Annotated in this window: 20 protein-coding genes and 1 other RNA gene; 8 read left to right on the top strand and 13 right to left on the bottom strand. The window is 60.9% G+C overall.

Annotated elements, in window-relative coordinates:
* Positions 1-129 precede the first annotated feature (129 nt).
* Positions 130-1,272, top strand: coding sequence for a DegT/DnrJ/EryC1/StrS aminotransferase family protein (locus tag AB9N64_RS16415; protein ID WP_014720401.1), 1,143 nt, complete (start codon positions 130-132; stop codon positions 1,270-1,272).
* A 130-nt stretch (positions 1,273-1,402) separates the two neighbouring features.
* On the opposite strand, the gene gcvH is transcribed toward AB9N64_RS16415, so the two are convergent.
* From gcvH to AB9N64_RS16460, 9 genes are all read right to left on the bottom strand, one after another.
* Positions 1,403-1,786, bottom strand: a complete 384-nt coding sequence (gene gcvH, locus AB9N64_RS16420) for a glycine cleavage system protein GcvH (protein ID WP_014720402.1) — start codon at positions 1,784-1,786, stop codon at positions 1,403-1,405.
* 52 nt (positions 1,787-1,838) lie between these two features.
* Complete coding sequence (gcvT, locus tag AB9N64_RS16425) at positions 1,839-2,921, bottom strand: glycine cleavage system aminomethyltransferase GcvT (protein ID WP_003195295.1); 1,083 nt, start codon at positions 2,919-2,921, stop codon at positions 1,839-1,841.
* A 156-nt stretch (positions 2,922-3,077) separates the two neighbouring features.
* On the bottom strand, positions 3,078-4,694 hold the full coding sequence (locus tag AB9N64_RS16430; protein ID WP_130174993.1) for an iron ABC transporter permease: 1,617 nt from the start codon (positions 4,692-4,694) through the stop codon (positions 3,078-3,080).
* Between the two features lie 150 nt (positions 4,695-4,844).
* Complete coding sequence (locus tag AB9N64_RS16435; protein ID WP_014720404.1) at positions 4,845-5,849, bottom strand: extracellular solute-binding protein; 1,005 nt, start codon at positions 5,847-5,849, stop codon at positions 4,845-4,847.
* A 162-nt stretch (positions 5,850-6,011) separates the two neighbouring features.
* Positions 6,012-7,229, bottom strand: a complete 1,218-nt coding sequence (locus tag AB9N64_RS16440; protein WP_193385115.1) for a 2-octaprenyl-3-methyl-6-methoxy-1,4-benzoquinol hydroxylase — start codon at positions 7,227-7,229, stop codon at positions 6,012-6,014.
* A gap of 8 nt (positions 7,230-7,237) precedes the next feature.
* A complete protein-coding gene (locus AB9N64_RS16445) occupies positions 7,238-7,723 on the bottom strand; it encodes a DUF4442 domain-containing protein (protein ID WP_019817788.1) in 486 nt (161 codons plus the stop codon).
* Positions 7,716-8,903, bottom strand: a complete 1,188-nt coding sequence (gene ubiH, locus AB9N64_RS16450; RefSeq protein ID WP_019817789.1) for a 2-octaprenyl-6-methoxyphenyl hydroxylase — start codon at positions 8,901-8,903, stop codon at positions 7,716-7,718. Before ubiH ends, AB9N64_RS16445 begins: the two co-directional genes overlap by 8 nt.
* Complete coding sequence (gene pepP / locus AB9N64_RS16455; protein WP_014720408.1) at positions 8,900-10,222, bottom strand: Xaa-Pro aminopeptidase; 1,323 nt, start codon at positions 10,220-10,222, stop codon at positions 8,900-8,902. Before pepP ends, ubiH begins: the two co-directional genes overlap by 4 nt.
* Before the next feature lie 20 nt (positions 10,223-10,242).
* A complete protein-coding gene (locus tag AB9N64_RS16460; RefSeq protein WP_014720409.1) occupies positions 10,243-10,800 on the bottom strand; it encodes a YecA family protein in 558 nt (185 codons plus the stop codon).
* Positions 10,801-10,938: 138 nt separating this feature from the next.
* On the opposite strand from AB9N64_RS16460, the gene AB9N64_RS16465 reads away from it, so the two are divergent.
* From AB9N64_RS16465 to AB9N64_RS16480, 4 genes are all read left to right on the top strand, one after another.
* A complete protein-coding gene (locus tag AB9N64_RS16465) occupies positions 10,939-11,148 on the top strand; it encodes a TIGR02449 family protein (protein ID WP_003177365.1) in 210 nt (69 codons plus the stop codon).
* Positions 11,145-11,462, top strand: coding sequence for a cell division protein ZapA (locus AB9N64_RS16470; protein WP_014720410.1), 318 nt, complete (start codon positions 11,145-11,147; stop codon positions 11,460-11,462). Before AB9N64_RS16465 ends, AB9N64_RS16470 begins: the two co-directional genes overlap by 4 nt.
* A gap of 30 nt (positions 11,463-11,492) precedes the next feature.
* A non-coding RNA gene (gene ssrS, locus AB9N64_RS16475) (6S RNA) lies at positions 11,493-11,671 on the top strand.
* A gap of 58 nt (positions 11,672-11,729) precedes the next feature.
* Positions 11,730-12,362 (top strand): 5-formyltetrahydrofolate cyclo-ligase, encoded by a 633-nt coding sequence (locus AB9N64_RS16480; RefSeq protein WP_020301815.1) that lies wholly within the window; start codon positions 11,730-11,732, stop codon positions 12,360-12,362.
* A gap of 9 nt (positions 12,363-12,371) precedes the next feature.
* On the opposite strand, the gene AB9N64_RS16485 is transcribed toward AB9N64_RS16480, so the two are convergent.
* Entirely contained in the window at positions 12,372-12,521 is a 150-nt protein-coding gene (locus AB9N64_RS16485) for a hypothetical protein (protein ID WP_010207387.1), read from the bottom strand.
* A 195-nt stretch (positions 12,522-12,716) separates the two neighbouring features.
* Here AB9N64_RS16485 and AB9N64_RS16490 point away from each other — a divergent pair, with 195 nt between their 5' ends.
* Positions 12,717-13,166 carry an EVE domain-containing protein gene (locus tag AB9N64_RS16490; RefSeq protein WP_014720412.1) on the top strand — a complete coding sequence of 150 codons (450 nt, stop codon included), beginning with the start codon at positions 12,717-12,719 and terminating at the stop codon, positions 13,164-13,166.
* A gap of 115 nt (positions 13,167-13,281) precedes the next feature.
* On the opposite strand, the gene AB9N64_RS16495 is transcribed toward AB9N64_RS16490, so the two are convergent.
* A complete protein-coding gene (locus AB9N64_RS16495; protein ID WP_014720413.1) occupies positions 13,282-13,689 on the bottom strand; it encodes a flagellar basal body-associated protein FliL in 408 nt (135 codons plus the stop codon).
* A 150-nt stretch (positions 13,690-13,839) separates the two neighbouring features.
* On the opposite strand from AB9N64_RS16495, the gene AB9N64_RS16500 reads away from it, so the two are divergent.
* Entirely contained in the window at positions 13,840-14,817 is a 978-nt protein-coding gene (locus AB9N64_RS16500) for an NADPH:quinone oxidoreductase family protein (RefSeq protein WP_014720414.1), read from the top strand.
* Between the two features lie 291 nt (positions 14,818-15,108).
* Positions 15,109-16,446: a glycerol-3-phosphate transporter gene (glpT, locus tag AB9N64_RS16505; protein ID WP_014720415.1), complete on the top strand. Its 1,338-nt coding sequence runs from the start codon at positions 15,109-15,111 to the stop codon at positions 16,444-16,446.
* On the opposite strand, the gene AB9N64_RS16510 is transcribed toward glpT, so the two are convergent.
* On the bottom strand, positions 16,443-17,096 hold the full coding sequence (locus AB9N64_RS16510; protein WP_201914034.1) for a gamma-glutamylcyclotransferase: 654 nt from the start codon (positions 17,094-17,096) through the stop codon (positions 16,443-16,445). The two genes, glpT and AB9N64_RS16510, sit on opposite strands and share 4 nt — an antisense overlap.
* 27 nt (positions 17,097-17,123) lie before the next feature.
* On the bottom strand, positions 17,124-19,511 hold the full coding sequence (locus AB9N64_RS16515) for a TonB-dependent receptor plug domain-containing protein (RefSeq protein WP_371359532.1): 2,388 nt from the start codon (positions 19,509-19,511) through the stop codon (positions 17,124-17,126).
* Positions 19,512-19,796: the final 285 nt, after the last annotated feature.

The following is a 19,796-nucleotide window of genomic DNA, read 5'->3' on the forward strand; positions in this document are numbered from 1 at the left end:
GGCATTTTTTTGCCTGCTGCATGACGAATCGTTCATGGATGACAGGCTATATTCAGTCTCAGCGTGCAACCATGCCCTACTGACACGTCTATTTTTCATTGCCTACCTGAAACGGATGCCTTCTTCGTCATGAGCCAACAGCCCTTCCTGCCGTTTTCCAAACCGACCATTGATGAAGCCACCATCGCGGCGGTCGGCGATGTTCTGCGTTCCGGCTGGATCACCAGCGGGCCAAAGGTGCAGGCGTTCGAAGCACAGTTGTCAGACTATTTTGGCGGACGTCCGGTGCGCACCTTCAACTCGGGCACCTGCACCATGGAGATCGCCTTGCGCATCGCCGGGATCGGGCCTGGGGATGAAGTCATCACCACACCAATCTCCTGGGTTGCCACGGCCAACGTGATTCTCGAAGTGGGTGCCACTCCCGTCTTCGCCGACATCGACCCGGTGACGCGCAATATCGACCTGGCCCAGGTGGAAGCCGCCATTACTCCGCGCACCAAGGCGATCATCCCGGTCTACCTGGCCGGCTTGCCCCTGGATATGCCGATGCTCTACGCGCTGGCCAACAAGTACAACCTGCGCATTGTCGAAGATGCTGCCCAGGCCCTGGGGTCCAGCTGGGATGGAGAACGCATCGGCGCAACTGGCGACTTCGTGTCCTTCAGCTTCCAGGCGAACAAGAACATCACGTCGTCCGAAGGCGGCTGCCTGGTGTTGAACAATGCCGAGGAGGCCCGTCTGGCAGAGAAGTACCGCCTGCAAGGCGTCACCCGCAGCGGCTTCGATGGCCTGGATGTGGATGTGCTGGGTGGCAAGTTCAACATGACCGACATTGCCGCCGCCATCGGCCTGGGGCAATTTGCGCACATCGAGAAGATCACCGCCCATCGTCAGAATCTGGCACGGCACTACTTCAAATGCTTCGGCAGCAATTTCGAAGCCCAATACGGCGCGCAACTGCCGCCGGCCGACTTCGAAAACAGCAACTGGCACCTGTTCCAACTGGTATTGCCGGAGCGCCAGGATGGCCTGCCAGCCCGTGCGACGTTCATGGAGCAGATGCAGGCCCACGGCGTGGGTATCGGCTATCACTACCCGCCGATCCACCTGCTGAGCCTCTATCGGGCACAGGGTTTCAAGGAAGGCATGTTCCCGGTGGCCGAACGTGTTGGGCGTTTGATCGTGTCGTTGCCGATGTTCACGGCGATGACGGAGGCGGATGTGGAGCGGGCTGTAGCGGCGGTTAAAGCCGTACTGAAAAAAGACTGATCACAACAAATCAGCTGTGGGAGCTGGCTTGCCTGCGATGCTGGCACCTCGGTGTATCGGTGATACCCAGGTGATCCAATCGCAGGCGAGCCAGCTCCCACATTGAGGTGTGCTGTTGCAGCTGTTGCGTTTATTCGCCGATGACGGCTTTGTAGCCGGCGGCATCCAGCAGTTTGTCCAGCTCGGCCTTGTCGCTTGGCTTGAGCTTGAAGATCCAGGCGCCGTACGGGTCAGAGTTCAACAGCTCAGGACTGCCACCCAATTCTTCGTTGACGGCAAGTACTTCGCCCGCAATCGGCGAGTAAATATCCGAAGCGGCCTTGACCGACTCCACCACGCCCGCCTGGTCTTGAGCGGCAAACACCTTGCCCACTTCGGTCAGTTCAACAAACACCACATCACCCAAAGCTTCCTGTGCATGGTCGGAGATCCCGACGGTCACGGTGCCGTCAGCTTCCAGACGGGCCCATTCGTGACTTTCGGCAAAACGCAGGTCGGCAGGGATATTGCTCATAGTCTGTGTCCTCAAGATGAAATGTCAGCGGCCATTGGCCTGCCGGAATTGGTTAGATCAGGGTTTTGCCATGACGCACGAAGGTCGGCTTGACCACTCGAACCGGATACCACTTGCCGCGGATTTCCACTTCGGCCCGGTCGGCAGTCGCCGTCGGCACACGCGCCAGCGCAATGGATTTGCTTAGCGTAGGCGAGAAACTACCACTGGTGATCTCTCCTTCGCCAACATTGGCGATACGAACCACTTGGTGAGCACGCAGCACACCACGCTCTTCAAGGACGAGCCCGACCAGTTTGAACTGCACGCCGGCTGCTTTTTCTGCTTCCAGCGCAGCGCGGCCAATGAAGTTACGCTCGACAGGTTCCCAGGCGATGCTCCAGGCCATGTTGGCCGCCAGCGGCGAGACGGCCTGGTGAATATCCTGGCCATACAGGTTCATGCCGGCCTCCAGGCGCAAGGTATCGCGCGCACCGAGGCCGATGGGGGAAATGCCAGCGCCCACCAGGTCGTTGAAAAAGCCCGGTGCCTGATCGGCCGGCAGCACGATTTCGAGGCCGTCTTCGCCGGTATAGCCGGTGCGGGCGATATACCAGTCGCCATCGGCCCGGCCTTCGAACGGTTTGAGCTGATGGATCAGGATGCCACGGGACTGGGTCACCAGTTCGGCGATTTTCTGCCGGGCGTGGGGGCCTTGGATGGCGAGCATGGCCAACTCGGAGCGCTCATGCAGTTGCACTGAGTAGCTGCCCAGTTGCGCCTGCATCCAGGCCATGTCCTGATCGCGCGTGGCGGCGTTGACCACCAGGCGGTAACCGGTTTCGGTGCGGTAGACGATCATGTCGTCCACCACCCCGCCCTGCTCGTTGAGCATGGCGCTGTATAACGCACGGCCACAGCCGTGCAGTCGGTCGACATCATTGGCCAGCAGGTACTGGAGCCATTCCTTGGCCTGGGGGCCGGTGACATCGATCACGGTCATATGAGATACATCGAAGACCCCGCAGTCGCGTCGCACCTGGTGGTGTTCTTCAACTTGCGAGCCGTAATGCAAAGGCATATCCCAACCGCCAAAATCGACCATTTTCGCGCCGAGGGCGAGATGCAGGTCATACAGAGGCGTACGCTGTCCCATGGGTTTCTCCTTCCGGGCTTGGCGAAGGCGCGCAGAGCTGCCACGTGCGCCGAACACCTTGTACTACAAGGCCCGCAGCCACATACAGCAGGTCGATCCGAAAGACGGAGCGCACCGAATGCCGCGCATTGTAGCCTCAAGCCGTAGGACTGGCACCTAACCGATTTGCCGAGCCGAGCGACGAATCAGCCCGATGACCGGCAACAAGCCGACCAGCACAAGGGTCAGCGCCGGCAAAGACGCCCGTGCCCATTCGCCTTCACTGGTCATTTCAAAGATGCGGACCGCCAGGGTGTCCCAGCCAAACGGGCGCATCAGCAAGGTGGCCGGCATTTCCTTGAGCACATCCACGAACACCAGCAGCGCTGCGCTCAACGCGCCCGGCAGCAATAACGGCAGATACACTTTGCAAAACAGTCGTGGGCCGCTCACCCCAAGGCTGCGTGCCGCTTCGGGCAAAGACGGTCGGATTCGCGCCAGGCTGTTTTCCAGCGGCCCGTAAGCCACCGCCAGGAACCGCACCAGGTACGCCAGCACCAGTGCCGACAGGCTGCCCAGCAGCAAAGGCTTGCCCGCCCCGCCCAGCCAGCCGGAGAGCGGCACCACCAGCTCGCGGTCCAGATAGCTGAACGCCAGCATGATCGACACCGCCAGCACCGAGCCTGGCAAGGCATAGCCGACATTGGCCAGGCTGATACCAGAGCGAATCGCCCGGGTGGGCGCCAGACGGTTGGCAAAGGCCAGTATCAGCGCGACGCTAACGGTGATCAGGGCTGCGATACCGCCCAGGTAGAGGGTATGCACGATCAGCCCGGTGTAACGTTCATCTAGGTCGAAGCGGCCACGCTGCCAGAACCACGCCACCAGTTGCAGCATCGGAATCACGAACGCACAGGCGAAGACCAGGCCGCACCACGCACTGGCCGCCACGGCTTTGAACCCGCGCAAGTGGTACAACGCCTTGCCCCGCGGGCGCTCATTGCTCGGTCGACTGGCCCCGCGCGCACGTCGCTCGCCATACAGCACCAACATCACTACCAGCAGCAGCAGACTCGCCAGTTGCGCGGCACTGGACAGGCTGAAAAAGCCGTACCAGGTTTTATAGATAGCGGTGGTGAAGGTGTCGAAATTGAACACCGAGACCGCGCCAAAATCCGCGAGTGTCTCCATCAACGCCAAGGCCACACCAGCACCAATCGCTGGCCGCGCCATTGGCAATGCCACACGCCAGAACGCTTGCCATGGCGATTGCCCCAGCACCCGCGCCGCTTCCATCAAGCCTTTGCCCTGGGCCAGGAACGCGCTGCGCGCCAGCAGGTAGACATAGGGGTAGAACACCAGCACCAACACAATGACCACGCCGCTGGTAGAGCGTACCCGCGGCAAACGCAGCCCGGTGCCGAACCACTCGCGCAGCAGGGTTTGCACCGGACCGGCGAAATCCAGCAGGCCCACGAACACAAAGGCCAGCACATAGGCAGGGATTGCAAAGGGCAACATCAGTGCCCAATCGAGCCAGCGCCGCCCGGGGAACTCGCACAGGCTGGTCAGCCAGGCCAGGCTGACGCCCAGCAGCGTCACGCCCAGGCCGACACCGAGCACCAGGGTCAAGGTGTTGCCCAGCAAGCGGGGCATCTGAGTGTCCCAGAGGTGCGACCAGATCTGCGGGTCGATGCTTTGCCAGGACAGCAGCAGCACGCTCAGCGGCAACAGCACCAGGGCGGCGACGCTGAAAACCGGCAGGTACCAGCGACGTTGGGCGGGGTGGGCCAAGGAAAAGCTCTCAGAAAAATAAAGATGTTGAAGCGGCCACTAACCAATGTGGGAGCTGGCTTGCCTGCGATACAAGCACCCCGGTGTATCAGTGATACCGACGTGATGCAATCGCGGGCAAGCCAGCTCCCACAGTCGAGCGGCGCAGCTTCAGTTCCAGCCAGCGCGATCCATCAGGCGAATCGCTTCGGCCTGGCGCTTGCCTGCCACTTCCACTGGCAAGGTATCGGCCACGAACTTGCCCCAGGTCGCCACTTCCGCCGATGGCGGTACCGCCGGGTTGGCCGGGAACTCCTGGTTGACGTCGGCGAAGATCTTCTGCGCCTCAGGCGTGGTCATCCACTCCACCAGCGCCTTGGCCGCTTCCGGGTGTGGTGCGTGCTGGGTCAGGCCGATGCCGGAGAGGTTCACATGCACGCCGCGGTCGCCCTGGTTCGGCCAGAACAACTTCACTGCCAGGTCTGGCTTCTGCTTGTGCAGGCGACCGTAGTAATAGGTGTTGACGATACCCACGTCGCACTGCCCGGCGTTGATCGCCTCCAGCACGGCGATGTCATCGGAGAACACGTCGGTGGAGAGGTTATTCACCCAACCCTTGATGATTTCTTCGGTCTTGGCCGCGCCATGGGTCTCGATCAACGTGGCGGTCAGCGACTGGTTGTAGACTTTTTTCGCCGTGCGCAGGCACAGCCGGCCTTCCCACTGCTTGTCGGCCAGGGCTTCGTAGGTGGTCAGGTCGCCCGGTTTTACCCGGTCGGTGGAATAGGCGATCGTTCGCGCCCGCAGGCTCAAACCGGTCCAGGCGTGGGCCGATGAGCGATATTGCAGAGGAATGTTCTTGTCAATCACAGGAGAGGTGAACGGTTGCAGGATGCCCATCTGCTCTGCCTGCCAGAGGTTGCCGGCGTCAACGGTGAGCAGCAGGTCGGCGGTGGCGTTCTCGCCCTCGGCCTTGATGCGCTGCATCAACGGGGCTTCCTTGTCGGTGATGAACTTGACCTGTACGCCGGTCTTTTTGGTGTAGGCGTCGAACACAGGCTTGATCAGTTCGTCGATACGCGAGGAGTAGACCACGACTTCGTCGGCCGCCTGCACGGTGGTGCTGCCGATCAGGGTGAGTGCCAGGGCAGTCAGGAGGCGCTTGGGTGCCAACATGGGTGCGGTCTCTCATTTGCAAATGGAGGGCAAATGATAAGGACTCACATTTGGTAACGCTTGGTGGAGGCGTTACCAGATGTTGCACAGCCAGAATATGCGCCGGAGCTGACGGCCTCATCGCGGGCAAGCCCGGCTCCCACAGAGGGTTGTATTGTCAGTTCAGGGTTTGGCGAGTTCGGGGAGATCGCCAGTCAATCCGAGTGCCTGGCGCACAAACACGGCTTTGGCTTCGGGCATCTGGTCGACGATTTTCAAACCCGCGTTGCGCAACCAGCGCAGCGGCAGTTGATCGGCCTGGAACAAGCGCTCAAAGCCTTCCATCGCCGCCATCAGCGCCAGGTTATGGGGCATGCGGCGCCGCTCGTAACGGCTCAGCACTTTCACATCGGCCAGGCGCTCGCCGCGCTCGGTCGCCGCCAACAGCACTTCGGCCAGCACGGCTGCATCGAGGAAACCCAGGTTGACGCCCTGCCCCGCCAACGGGTGGATGACGTGAGCGGCGTCGCCGATCAATGCCAGGCCTTCGGCCACATAGCGTTTGGCATGGCGCTGGCGCAACGGTACGCACACACGCGGGTCAGCACTGAGCACGGTGCCCAGGCGCCCCTCGAAAGCACGCTCCAGCTCACGGCAGAAGCCTTCGTCATCCAGCGCCATCAAACGCTCGGATTCGGCGGGCGTGGTCGACCAGACTATCGAACACCAGTCTTCCTGCCCATCGCGCACCAGCGGCAGGAACGCCAGCGGACCGGTGTCGGTGAAGCGTTGCCACGCGGTACGCTGGTGCGGCTGACTGCTGCGCACGCTGGTGACGATGGCGTTATGCAGGTAATCCCATTCACGGGTAGGTGTACCGGTCAGGCGGCGTACGGCGGAGTTGGCACCGTCGGCAGCCACCACCAGCGGCGCGCGCAGCTTGCGGCCGTCGGCCAGGGTCAGCAACCAGTCATCGCCGGAGCGGCGCATCTGTTCCAGGCGCGCACTGGCCAGCAGGCCGAGGTCGCAGTCATGCAGGCGATCGAGCAAGGCATCCTGCACCACGCGGTTCTCGACGATATGCCCAAGCACCTCGGCATGCACACTGGCCGCCGAGAAGTGGATCTGCCCGGTGCCGCTGCCGTCCCATACCTGCATTTCGCCATAGGGGCTGGCACGCCGCTCTACGATACCGTCCCACACGCCCAGGCGCTCAAGAATGCGCTGGCTGGCCGCCGACAACGCGCTCACCCGCGGTTCAAACGCCGCAGCCGGGTCAAATGGCTTGACGCTCAACGGGCTGCCGTCGAGCAGCAGTACTTGCAAGCCACTGCCCTGCAACGCCAGCGCCAGGGCGCTTCCGACCATTCCGGCCCCGACAATCAGCACATCTGCGCGCATGTCCATATTCAAGCCTGTCTCGCTGGCGGCTTGCGCCGCACATAAAGGGTTTTGTCGACCCGCGCCACCAGAGTGCCGGAGCCGTCATGAATCTCGACTTTGAGGTGGGGCAGATATTTCTCGCCACCTTCAGTCTGGCGCCGGATCTGATCGAGCAAAGCGTCGTCGATGGAGAATTCGGCATACACCGGGCCTTTGCCCGGCGAGATGAAGTCGATACTCGCAGCCTTGTCCCACACGATGTAGTCGCGGCCCAGGTTCTCGATCAACAGCAACATGTAGAACGGATCGACCATCGAATACAGGCTGCCGCCAAATTGCGTACCGACGTAATTGCGGTTGTACCAACCCAGGCCCATGCGCACCTTGGCATGTCGGAAATCGGCACTCAATGCCTGCACCCGCACCCCGGCGCCGAGGTACGGCGGGTACAGGGTGAGGAACCAGCGCAACAGCCGCGCCTTGCCCACGCGTTGGGTTAGCCACTTACGCATCGGAACGCGTACCCAGGCCCATGGCCTGACGGGCGAACCAGCGTTTGGCCGGTGGTAACAGGTCGAGGCCAAGCAAGCCCATATTGCGGCCCAGCGCCATCAACGGTTGGGCACTGCCAAACAGGCGCGTGACCTGGTCGGAGAAGCCTACGGTGAGTTGCTGGTCCAGGCGCTGGCGCTCGCGATAGCCTTGCAAGGTCGCCAGGTCACCCGGCACAGCAGGCCCGGCCAATAGGGCTTCGGCCAAGGCATTGGCATCGCGCAGGGACAGGTTGAACCCCTGCCCGGCAATCGGGTGCAGGCTGTGGGCGGCATTGCCGAGGACCACCAGGTGCGAACGCACTTGCTCTTCGGCTTCCACCAGGGTCAACGGGTACAGGTGGCGGGCGCCCACTTGCTTGAGGGTGCCCAGGCGATACCCGAACACACCCTGAAGTTCGCTCAGGAAGCTACGCTCGTCGAGGCTGGCCAAGCGCTGGGCGTCCATGCCGATGCGGGTCCAGACCAGCGCGCAACGGTTGTCCGGCAGCGGCAGCAAGGCCATGGGGCCTTCATCGGTAAAGCGCTCGAACGCCTCGCCATTGTGCGCTTCGCTCGGCGTGATGTTGGCGATCAGCGCGCTCTGGTTGTAGGGCCGGGTTTTCACGCCGATGCCCAGCTGCTCACGCAAGCCGGAACGGCCGCCATCGGCCAGTACCGCAAGGTCGCATTCCAGCACGGTTTCATCGTTGAGGGTCAGGCGATAGCCATCGGGCAGAGGCTCCATGCGCGTGACTTCTGCCGGGCAACGCCAGCTCACCACGTCCTTGTCCAAGCCTTGCCACAGGCATTGGCCGAGCCAGGCGTTTTCCACCACATAACCCAGGGCTGGCACGCCCTCCTCCATCGCGGACAAACGCGCGGTGGAGAAGCGCCCACGGTCCGATACATGGATCTGCTTGATCGGCTCCGCCCGTCGGGAAATGGCCTGCCACAGGCCCAGACGCTGGTAAATCTGGCGCGCGCCAAACGACAGCGCGGAAGATCGCGCATCGTAGCTCGGCTGGTAGCTGTCGCCCGGTGCAAAGGGTTCGATCAGTACGATCTTCCAACCCCGAGCCTTGGCCCCGGCCTGCAATGCCAGGGCCAGGCTGGCCCCCACCAGGCCGCCGCCGACAATCGCCAGGTTGACCCGGCTCATCGGGCAGCCGCCATCAACGCTTCGATCTCGGCAACGGTCTTGGGCACACCGCCGGTCAGGATTTCACAGCCTTGCTTGGTCACTACCACGTCGTCCTCGATGCGCACGCCAATGCCACGCCATTTCTTTGCCACAGTCTGGTTGTCCGGGGAAATATAGATACCCGGCTCCACGGTCAAGGCCATGCCCACTTCCAGCACGCGCCATTCACCGCCCACTTTGTACTCGCCCACATCATGCACATCCATGCCCAGCCAGTGGCCGGCACGGTGCATGTAGAAGGCGCGGTAGGCTTCGCTGGCGATCAGTTCGTCAACGTCACCTTGCAACAACCCCAGCTTCACCAGGCCGGCGGTGATGACCTGCACGGTCGCCTCGTGGGCCTGGTTCCAATGTTTGTTCGGCGCGATCTGCTTGAAGGCGGCTTCCTGGGAGGCCAGCACAATCTCGTAGATCGCCTTTTGCTCGGGCGAAAACTTGCCGTTGACCGGCCAGGTACGGGTGATATCGCTGGCGTAGCAATCGATCTCACACCCGGCGTCGATCAGCACCAGGTCGCCGTCCTTGAGCACCGCGTCATTCTGCTGGTAATGCAGGATGCAGCTGTTGCGCCCAGCAGCGACGATGGAGCCATAGGCCGGCATCTTCGCGCCGCCTTTGCGAAACTCGTAATCCAGCTCGGCTTCCAGGCTGAACTCATGCAGGCCGGCACGACTGGCCTGCATCGCCCGCACATGGGCCGCACAGGAGATTCGCGCCGCCTCGCGCATCACCTTCACTTCTGCCGCCGATTTATACAGGCGCATATCGTGGAGCAAATGATCCAGGGCAACGAATTCGTTCGGCGGCTGGGCGCCCAGGTGTGCTTTGGAACGGATCACGTTGATCCACTCCATCACGTGCCGGTCGAACTCGGCATTGCTGCCCATGGCCGAGTACACGCGGTCGCGACCTTCGATCAGGCCGGGCAGGATGTCGTCGATATCGGTAATGGGGAAGGCGTCATCCGCGCCAAAGTCGCGAATCGCGCCCTCGGTGCCCGCACGCAGGCCGTCCCACAATTCGCGCTCGGCATTGCGCTCGCGGCAGAACAGCACGTACTCGCCGTGCTGGCGACCGGGCATCAGCACGATCACCGCTTCGGGCTCGGGGAAACCGCTCAGGTACTGGAAATCGCTGTCCTGGCGGTAAACATGCTCGACATCGCGGTTGCGGATGGCCACGGCGGCGGCCGGCAGGATCGCGATGCTGTTGGGTTCCATCTGCGCCATGAGCGCCTTGCGGCGCCGGGTGTATTCCGCTTTGGGGATATGGATCATGGGCAGATGGGTGTCCTTTCTCAGTGCAACGACGGCTTGGGAGCAGCGGGCTCAGCGGACTTGCGGGTCTCGGTGAACAGCAGCAGCGGCGCGACGCGCAGGTACTCCATGACTTCCATGTAGTCGCCTTCGCCGTCTTCGGATTCTTCCAGGGCATCTTGCACCTGGGAGATGGCCGCCAGGTCCTGCAGCACTTCCTTGGCGTCGGTGCTCAGCTCCAGGCCGCCGGCATTCACGCCGAAACCGTGGAGGAAACCCTGGCACCATTGGCCCAGCGCGGCAGCGCGATCGGCCAGCGGGGCGTCGTCGGTGGGCAGCAGCAGGACCACGGTGACGTCATCACCGGTCAGTTCGCCCTTGACCATTTCTTGCAGGCCGATCAATGCGTTGCGCACATTGTCGGTGGGTTCGGTTTCCAGCAGCTCGGCCACATCGGCCAGCCAGTTGTCGGCATCAAAGCCGACACCGGTGCAACTGCGGCCCAACAGCACGCCGTGCAGTTCAGCAGGCGAGCATGGATGGCCGCTGGCGCTCAGCAGTTTGGAAAAAGCATCGTACGGGGAGTTCTGAATGGGCATGGTGAGCTAGGCGCCAGACGGCGCAATGTCTAGAATGGAGCGCTGTATCCTAGCACCGGCAGACGCACCAAGACTATCGAGGGCGTCAGATCGTTTATCCTGCAGTTGCCATTCATCAGACAAATCCAGTGGAACCCAATGGAAGACACCGACCTGCAAGCGCTGATGGCCAGACTCGAACTGCTAATTGATCGGGTCGAGCAACTTAAGAGTCAAAACGGACTCCTATTAGCTCAGGAAAAGACCTGGCGCGAGGAACGCGCTCACCTCATTGAAAAAAACGAAATCGCCCGGCGTAAGGTCGAATCGATGATTTCGCGCCTGAAGGCCCTGGAGCAAGACTCATGAGTTCAAGCAATAGCGTTACCGTGCAGATCCTCGACAAAGAATATTCGATCATCTGCCCCCAGGAAGAACGCAGCAACCTGGTGAGCGCTGCCCGCTACCTGGACGGCAAGATGCGCGAAATCCGCAGCAGCGGCAAAGTGATCGGCGCCGACCGCATCGCCGTGATGGCCGCGCTGAATATCACCCATGACCTGCTGCATAAGCAGGAGCGCCCTGACGTACAGGCCAGCGGCTCGACGCGCGAGCAGGTGCGTGACCTGCTCGATCGCGTGGATCTGGTGCTTTCCACCGATTCAGACACACCCAAGGGCTGATTGCCGAGCAGGTTTAAGGTATACTCGCCCCACTCCCTGGCGTGTTTGCCAGTCGGCGATGTCCCTGAGCCGATTCGCACTACCCTGGAAGTTGCACGTTGGGCTGGTGTGCATGTCCGCTAGACGGAAAGCCTTAAAGCCTACTGCTTCTTCCACCTTGAACTTTCGGGTTCAAGGGCTAAGTCGACAGCGGCTCTGTCGGGGAGCCTGAATTCCCAAACTCAATGCCAGTCCCCGGACTGGCATTGTTTTATGAGCCGAAAAATCATGACCGAACCTGCGCCGCTTTCCCGTCCGCAACTTCGACGCATGTTGCGCAAGGCCCGCCGCGCGCTCACGCCAAGCGAGCAGCGCCAGGCCGCTCAGGGTCTGTACCGGCAACTGGCACAGCACCCGCTGTTTCGCCGGGCCAAACATATCTCTTTATATCTGCCCACGGACGGTGAAATCGATCCGCGCCTGCTGCTGCGTGCGGCCCAGCGTCGCGGCAAAGCCACTTACCTGCCGGTGCTCAGCGCCTGGCCGCGCACCAAGATGGTGTTCCAGCGCGTACGCCCTGGGGATAGGTTGTTGCCCAACCGCTTTCGCATCCTTGAGCCACGGGTCAATGCCCATCACCAGCGCCAAGTCTGGGCGCTGGACCTGGTATTGTTGCCGTTGGTGGGGTTCGATGATTTGGGTGGGCGCCTGGGCATGGGCGGCGGGTTCTACGATCGCAGCCTGGCCTATCTTGCCCGCCGCCAGAGCTGGCGCAAGCCAACGCTGCTGGGGCTGGCCCATGAATGCCAGAAAGTCGAACGCCTGGCGCAGGCAAGCTGGGATGTGCCGTTGGCGGGGACGGTGACTGATAAGCAGTGGTATGTCGCACAAACGCCGCTGGAAACAGCGGCGCCTTGGTGAATGCTTGAGTTAACGCTTGAACGGTTGTGGCTGCTGCTGAGCCAGTTCAACCGGTGCATCGGTCTTGTTCGACCACAGGCTCTGGGCATAACCGGTGGTCACGACGCCCAGACCAAACAAAATAACCAAAATCCATAGTAAATCCGGCTTACGTTGCATCGATTGCCCCCCTTTCAGGCACCTCGTACACGATGACAACAACGTTCCAAAGTAGTCCGTTGCAGCTGCGTCAAGCTTAAAAGCGCGCATTCTGCGGTAACGTGAACCAACACGCAAACCTTGACGCCAACCGACTGTCGGTTTGTCATGCAATTGCCCGACAACTTACCCAATGCCCTTTTCAGGAGCCCAACCATGGCCTACTGGCTGATGAAATCCGAGCCCGACGAACTCTCCATCAACGGCCTGGAAAAGCTCGGCGAAGCGCGCTGGGACGGGGTACGCAACTATCAGGCGCGCAACTTTTTGCGCGCCATGGCCGTGGGCGACGAGTTTTTTTTCTATCACTCCAGTTGCCCGGAGCCAGGGATTGCCGGCATCGGCAAAATCATCCGGGCCGCCTATCCGGACCCCACTGCGCTGGAACCAGAAAGCCACTATTTCGACGCCAAGGCCACCCCGGAGAAAAACCCGTGGAGCGCGATCGATGTCGCACATGTGCAAACCTTCTCCAAGGTGCTGGGGCTCGGCTATCTAAAACAGCAAACTGCACTGGCTGAAATGCCGCTGGTGCAAAAGGGCAGTCGGCTTTCGGTCATGGCGGTCACACCGGAGCAGTGGGCAGCGGTCCTCCAGTTGCTTTAATTGAAACTGGCTTCTTGCGGTGCCTGTCAGGGCCTCTTCGCGGGCAAGCCCGCTCCCACACTGGAAATGCGAACCCCTCTGGGAGCGGGCTTGCCCGCGATAGTCGCGCAGCGACTTACTGGATGATCAGGTTGTTGAACAGCAGGTCTTCTACCACTGGCTTGCCGGTTTCATCATTCATCACCTGCTGCGTTTGCTTCAACGCTTCCTGACGCAGCTTTTCCTTGCCTTCCACACTGCTCATGGTCTCGTTGGTCTGCTGGGTAAACAGCGCCACCAGTTGGTTGCGAATCAACGGGTCGTTGGCCTTGACCAACTTCGCCGCCTCATCACCGGTCACGCGCAGTGCAATGTCGGCCTTGTAGACCTTGAGCTTGGCGGTGCCATCCAGGCCGTAATTGCCCACGAACGGCGGGCTCAGGCTGATATAGCTGACCTTCGGCGCCTCGCCCTCTTTGGCCTCTTCGGCCTGGGCTGCCATCGGCAAGGTCAGGGCCAGCATCAACAGGATCCACGCTTTCACAGTTCATTCCTCGAATTCGGTTGCCGGGTAGCATAACGCTAGCAAGGCTGAGCACAAGCTTATGGGGGCTTATCAGGCGCGGGCATGCTCGTTGACCCACGGGCGTACCCTCCTACACTTATCGGCCACGACGCCAAAAGGAATAGTCCGATGAAAGCTGTGCTGTGCAAAGCCTTCGGCCCCGCCGAAACCCTGGTGCTGGAAGAGATCGCCGGCCCCGCGATCAAGAAGAACGAAATCCTGTTGGACGTGCACGCGGCCGGGGTGAATTTCCCGGACACGCTGATCATCGAAGGCAAATACCAGTTCAAGCCGCCCTTTCCGTTCTCACCCGGTGGTGAAGCGGCAGGCGTGGTCAGTGAAGTGGGTGAGAAAGTCAGCCATCTGAAAGTCGGTGACCGTGTGATGGCGCTGACCGGCTGGGGCAGCTTTGCCGAGCAGGTCGCGGTGCCCGGCTATAACGTGCTGCCGATCCCGCCGAGCATGGATTTCAACACCGCCGCCGCCTTCAGCATGACCTACGGCACCTCCATGCATGCGCTGAAACAACGCGCCAACCTGCAACCTGGCGAGACCCTGCTGGTGCTTGGCGCGTCCGGCGGCGTGGGCCTGGCCGCCGTGGAGATCGGCAAGGCCATGGGCGCCCGGGTGATTGCCGCCGCCAGCAGCGCCGACAAGCTCGCAGTGGCCAAGGCGGCCGGCGCCGATGAGCTGATCAACTACAGCGAAGCCAGCCTCAAGGATGAGGTCAAGCGCCTGACCGATGGCAATGGCGCTGACGTGATTTACGACCCGGTGGGGGGTGACCTGTTTGACCAGGCCATTCGTTCGATCGCCTGGAATGGGCGCCTGTTGGTGGTGGGTTTCGCCAGCGGGCGTATTCCTGAACTGCCGGTGAACCTGGCGTTGCTCAAGGGCGCAGCGGTGGTCGGGGTGTTCTGGGGTTCGTTTGCCCAGCGCCAACCGCAGGACAATGCAGCGAATTTCCAGCAGCTGTTCACCTGGTATGGCGAGGGCAAGCTCAAGCCGTTGGTGTCGCAGGTGTATCCGCTGGAACAGGCCGCCCAGGCGATCAATGATCTGGGACAGCGCAAGGCGGTGGGTAAAATAGTTGTCCAAACCCGATAACACACCTGAAATGCAATCCATGTGGGAGCTGGCTTGCCTGCGATAGCGGTGGGTCAGCTGCTACAGATGAAGCTGAAAGACCGTCATCGCAGGCAAGCCAGCTCCCACAGTAGTTACTTCGCGGTCTTAGGACCTAACCACGACCATCACTTATCTATAGGCGACATGTTCGTAAAAGAACATGCAATTGCTCTCGTTTCCTGTGTTTGCGGATAAGAGGCGATGCTATTTTCGGTAACGAAACTGTAACATTCGCATCCGCAGTCAAAACAAGAAATTTGGAGCTCTTGAATGTTTGCTTTCTTTCGTCCTGCCGCACACCAGGCGCCCCTGCCTGAAGAAAAAATAGACAGTACCTACCGACGGCTGCGCTGGCAGATCTTCGCGGGTATTTTCTTTGGTTACGCCGGCTACTACCTGCTGCGTAAAAACTTCTCCCTGGCCATGCCCTACCTGATCGACGAGGGTTACACCCGTGGTGAACTGGGCCTGGCAATGTCGGCGATCGCGATTGCCTACGGTTTGTCCAAGTTCCTGATGGGCCTGGTGTCCGACCGCTCCAACCCACGTTACTTCCTGCCCTTCGGCCTGCTGGTTTCGGCGGGGGTGATGTTCATTTTCGGTTTCGCGCCTTGGGCAACGTCCAGCGTGACCATGATGTTCATTTTGCTGTTCATCAACGGCTGGGCCCAGGGCATGGGCTGGCCGCCAAGTGGGCGGACCATGGTGCACTGGTGGTCGCAGAAAGAACGCGGCGGCGTGGTGTCCGTGTGGAACGTGGCGCATAACGTCGGCGGTGGCTTGATCGGCCCGCTGTTCCTGCTGGGCATGGCGTGGTTCAACGACTGGCATGCGGCGTTCTACGTGCCGGCCACCGTGGCCCTGGCGGTGGCGGCGTTTGCCTTCATCACCATGCGCGACACCCCGCAATCGGTGGGCCTGCCGCCTATCGAGCAGTACAAGAACGACTATCCGGAAGGTTACGACGCCAGCCACGAAGACGAATTCAGCGCCAAGGAAATCTTCGTCAAGTACGTGCTGCGCAACAAAATGCTCTGGTACATCGCCTTCGCCAACGTGTTCGTCTATCTGTTGCGTTACGGCGTACTGGACTGGGCGCCGACCTACTTGAAAGAAGCCAAGCACTTCACGGTCGATAAGTCGTCCTGGGCGTACTTCTTCTACGAGTGGGCAGGTATCCCGGGTACGCTGCTATGCGGCTGGATGTCGGACAAGATCTTCCGTGGCAACCGCGGCCTGACCGGCATCGTGTTCATGGCCCTGGTGACAGTGGCAACCCTGGTTTACTGGCTCAACCCGCCGGGCAACCCGATGATCGACATGATTGCGCTGTTCTCCATCGGCTTCCTGATCTACGGCCCGGTGATGCTGATCGGCCTGCAGGCACTGGAACTGGCTCCGAAGAAGGCCGCCGGTACCGCAGCAGGCTTCACCGGCTTGTTCGGTTACCTGGGCGGTTCGGTAGCGGCAAGTGCCGCCATGGGCTATACGGTTGACCATTTCGGCTGGGACGGCGGCTTTGTACTGCTGATCAGCGCCTGCGTACTGGCGATCGCGTTCCTGATCCCTACGCTGTGGCACACCAACAGTGTCAGCTCGGCGCGTTAACCGCCCAGGCAATCCTTGGCACAACGCTTGAGCCGCGCCTCCAGGTTTTTATCTGGCATGGCGTGGCTACGCAGGGCGTTCACGGTCTGCTCGACATAATCGCGAGTCGTACCGTAACGCCCGCAAGCGCTTTGCAGTACATGATTAAGCACGATATCGGGCAAGTTGCCGGCATAGCTGGGCAAATGCCGCTCCAACACAAACCCCAACGCCTGCACGGTGGTGCCATCTTCCAATCGGCAACTGAGCCAGTGCGGCCGGTACGAGGGGTAAGGCATCTCACGCTGCCACAGGGCGTAAAGCGAGGCCTCCAACTGGTCCTCCGGCAAGCGGTAGGCAAACCCGCTGCAGGAACCACCGCGATCCAACCCAAACACCAGCCCCGGCAGCTCCGGCGTACCGCGATGCTCGTGTGACCACAAATACAAGCCACGGTGATAACCGTGAACCCGTGCACGCACCCGCTCGGTCGACGAGCATTCAGGGCGCCAGATCAGCGAACCATACGCAAACAGCCACACCGGCCCACCCTTGTGCCGAGCCATGGTGGCTTGCATCGAGCTCATCAATTGTTCGTGAGTGAGTTGCGGCCCCAGATCGAGCCGCGGAGGGTAAGCCAATTGCAGAAGATCGGTTTCAATGGCGGTCATGGCGAAAAGCGGTGCGCCTCCTGTGTGTTACCAGTTGTAAGCGACTTTACCGTAATAGAACGCGCCGCTGTAACCGTACGGCGAAAAAGTGCTGTAGGCGAGGTTGCCGCCGCTGCTGGCGAAGGCGTTAACCTTCTCCGGGTACTTATCGGTGACGTTGTCGCCACCCAGGGTGAAGGTCCAGTTCTTCAACTTGTAATCCGCTGACAGGTCCAGCACCCAGGCGGCCTTGAAGGTCTGATCGTTGACCTTGTCCGTCTGATAACTGGTGAACTCACCATAGCGCACCAGGTTAGTGTGCAGCGCCCAATTACCGAAGGTGAAGTCATTGCCCAGGCTCAGCTTGTGCTGGGGCGTGGTATCGCCCAGCAAACCGATACGCTCGCGGCGGTCCACCCGCACCAGGTTGGCCCCCAGGCTGTCGAGAATCGCGGGGTTGGCTTTCACGTCGGTGACTTTGGTGTGGTTGTAGTTGTAGCCCACGGTACTGTTCCAGCGAATGCCGTTATCGAGCTGGTAGCGATAGTTGGCTACCAGATCGACGCCATCGGTGCTGGTGTCCGTGGCGTTGGTAAAGTAACGGGCCGTGGTGTAGTTGATATTGCCGACGCCATTGGCTTGCAGGTAGGCCACCGTGGCCGGGTTGAGATTGAGGTTGGACGACAGGCTGATGCGGTCGCGGATGTCGATGCGGTACACATCGAGCGTGACGGTCAGGTCATCGGCCGGCTCGAGCACCAGGCCGAGGCTGTAGTTGCGCGACTTTTCGGCCTTGAGGTCTTCGGCACCCAGCAGGCGCGCGACCTGACTGTTGGCCGGGAAAGTGCCGGCTTCCTGGATGGTGCTACCGATCAACTGCGATGAGGTGTAGGCAAAATTCTGCTGGGCCAGGGACGGCGCACGGAAACCGTTGGAGATGCTGCCGCGCAAGGCCACCTGGGGGGTGAAGTCATAGCGGGCCGACAGCGAGCCGCTGACGTTGGAACCAAAGTCACTGTAATCCTCATGGCGCACGGCAGCCGAGGCGCTGAGCTTTTCGGTGAAGTTGGTTTCCAGGTCCAGGTACTGCGCCCAGTTATGCCGCGTGCTGGTACCGGCATCGGCATCGCGGAAACCACCCAGGCCGGAGCTGCCGGTCTGGTAATAGGACGCGGGCTCGCCCGCCTCGATTTCATAGCCCTGATGCAGGTACTCACCGCCGAACGCCACAGAGACCGGATACGGCAGAAAGCCCACATCGAATTCACGGGACAGGTCCAGGCTGACTTGCTTCTGATCGTTGCTCAGTGTGCCGTTATTGAATTTACGCGGCGTCGCCAGGCCCAGTGAGGTGTTGATGGTTTCAGTCCCCAGTTCGTACTGGTTCTTGCCGTAGTTGGCCGACAAGTCGTAATGCCAGTCGTAGGCCAGCAGGCCGCGCAAGCCCACCACCAGCGAGGTGTCTTCCAGGTTGCCTTTGATCAGTGGCAGGTAGCCGTTGGGGTTGAGCGCCTTGATGTTGTTGGACGCGTTGCTTGCCCGGTAGAAGGCTGCCGTTTCACCGCGCCGCTTGCTGTAGCCACCGAAGGTGTAGAACTCGGCGGCGTCGTTGAAGGCATACTCCGAGTTGAACTGGAATTTGCCTTCATTGGTGGCCGGCTCACCTTGGCGGAACACACGCTGGCCGTAAGTAGTAGAGCCGATGCTGCCGGGGCGGTAGTCGTTGCCGGCGCGGTTGGTGTAATCGTTGTCGGCGCCTTCGGCAGACAGGTTGATAAAGCCATTGTCGCCCAATGCCAGGCCCGTATTACCGCTGACATTACGCTGGATGCCGTCACCCTTTTTGTACTCGCCAAACTTGCTGGAAACCGAGCCGCCATGGTCGGCGTGCTTGAGGATCACGTTGATCACCCCGGCGATCGCATCGGAGCCGTAACGGGCAGAAGCGCCGTCGCGCAGCACCTCGATATGGTCCACCGCCGACAGCGGGATGGCATTCAAGTCTGCCGGAGCCGAACCGCGCCCAACCGCACCGCCCAGATTGACGAAGGCACTGGTATGGCGACGCTTGCCGTTGACCAGTACCAATACCTGGTCCGGCGACAAGCCGCGCAACTGCGCCGGACGCACGAGTTCGGCGCCGTCCACCAGGCTTGGTCGGGGGAAGTTGATCGACGGAATCAGGCGCGCTAATACGGCACCCAGCTCATCGGAGCCGGTGCTGCGCAGGGTTTCACCGGAGATTACGTCGATTGGCGACAGCGATGCACTGGCGGTGCGCTCTTGGGCGCGGGTGCCGGTGACGATCACGGTGTCGAGTTTAGGTGCATCAACCGCAGAAGTTTCGTCTGCCAGAACTGGATTGAATTCCACAACGGTCAGCAAATTTGCCGACAAAATCGCCGTGTATAGCGCGTGTTTCCTGTAGCTGCCCATACCGCTCCCCTTTGAATCAAAAATAGAACTGCAATGCGCGAAGTTCGTACGATCGATCCGGCTGGCGGGCGGTGGCGGTCAGTATCTGGTTATGGTCGATGAAGTCGGTAGTCCGTTGCGATATAGCTTAAAGATATTCATCAACCAGAATAAATACCTTAAAAGAATAAGAAAAAGCATAAGCACACTCGCCCATTCGTCAGGATCCACGCGGCTAATCCCGGTACTTTCAGCCCCGGTTCAGCCTGGGCGGGTGCCAAGCCGTCAAACTGACGCGCCTATAAC

Origin of the sequence: Pseudomonas sp. KT_2_4, assembly GCF_041410225.1 — a bacterium.
Classification (GTDB): Bacteria; Pseudomonadota; Gammaproteobacteria; order Pseudomonadales; family Pseudomonadaceae; genus Aquipseudomonas; species Aquipseudomonas paracarnis.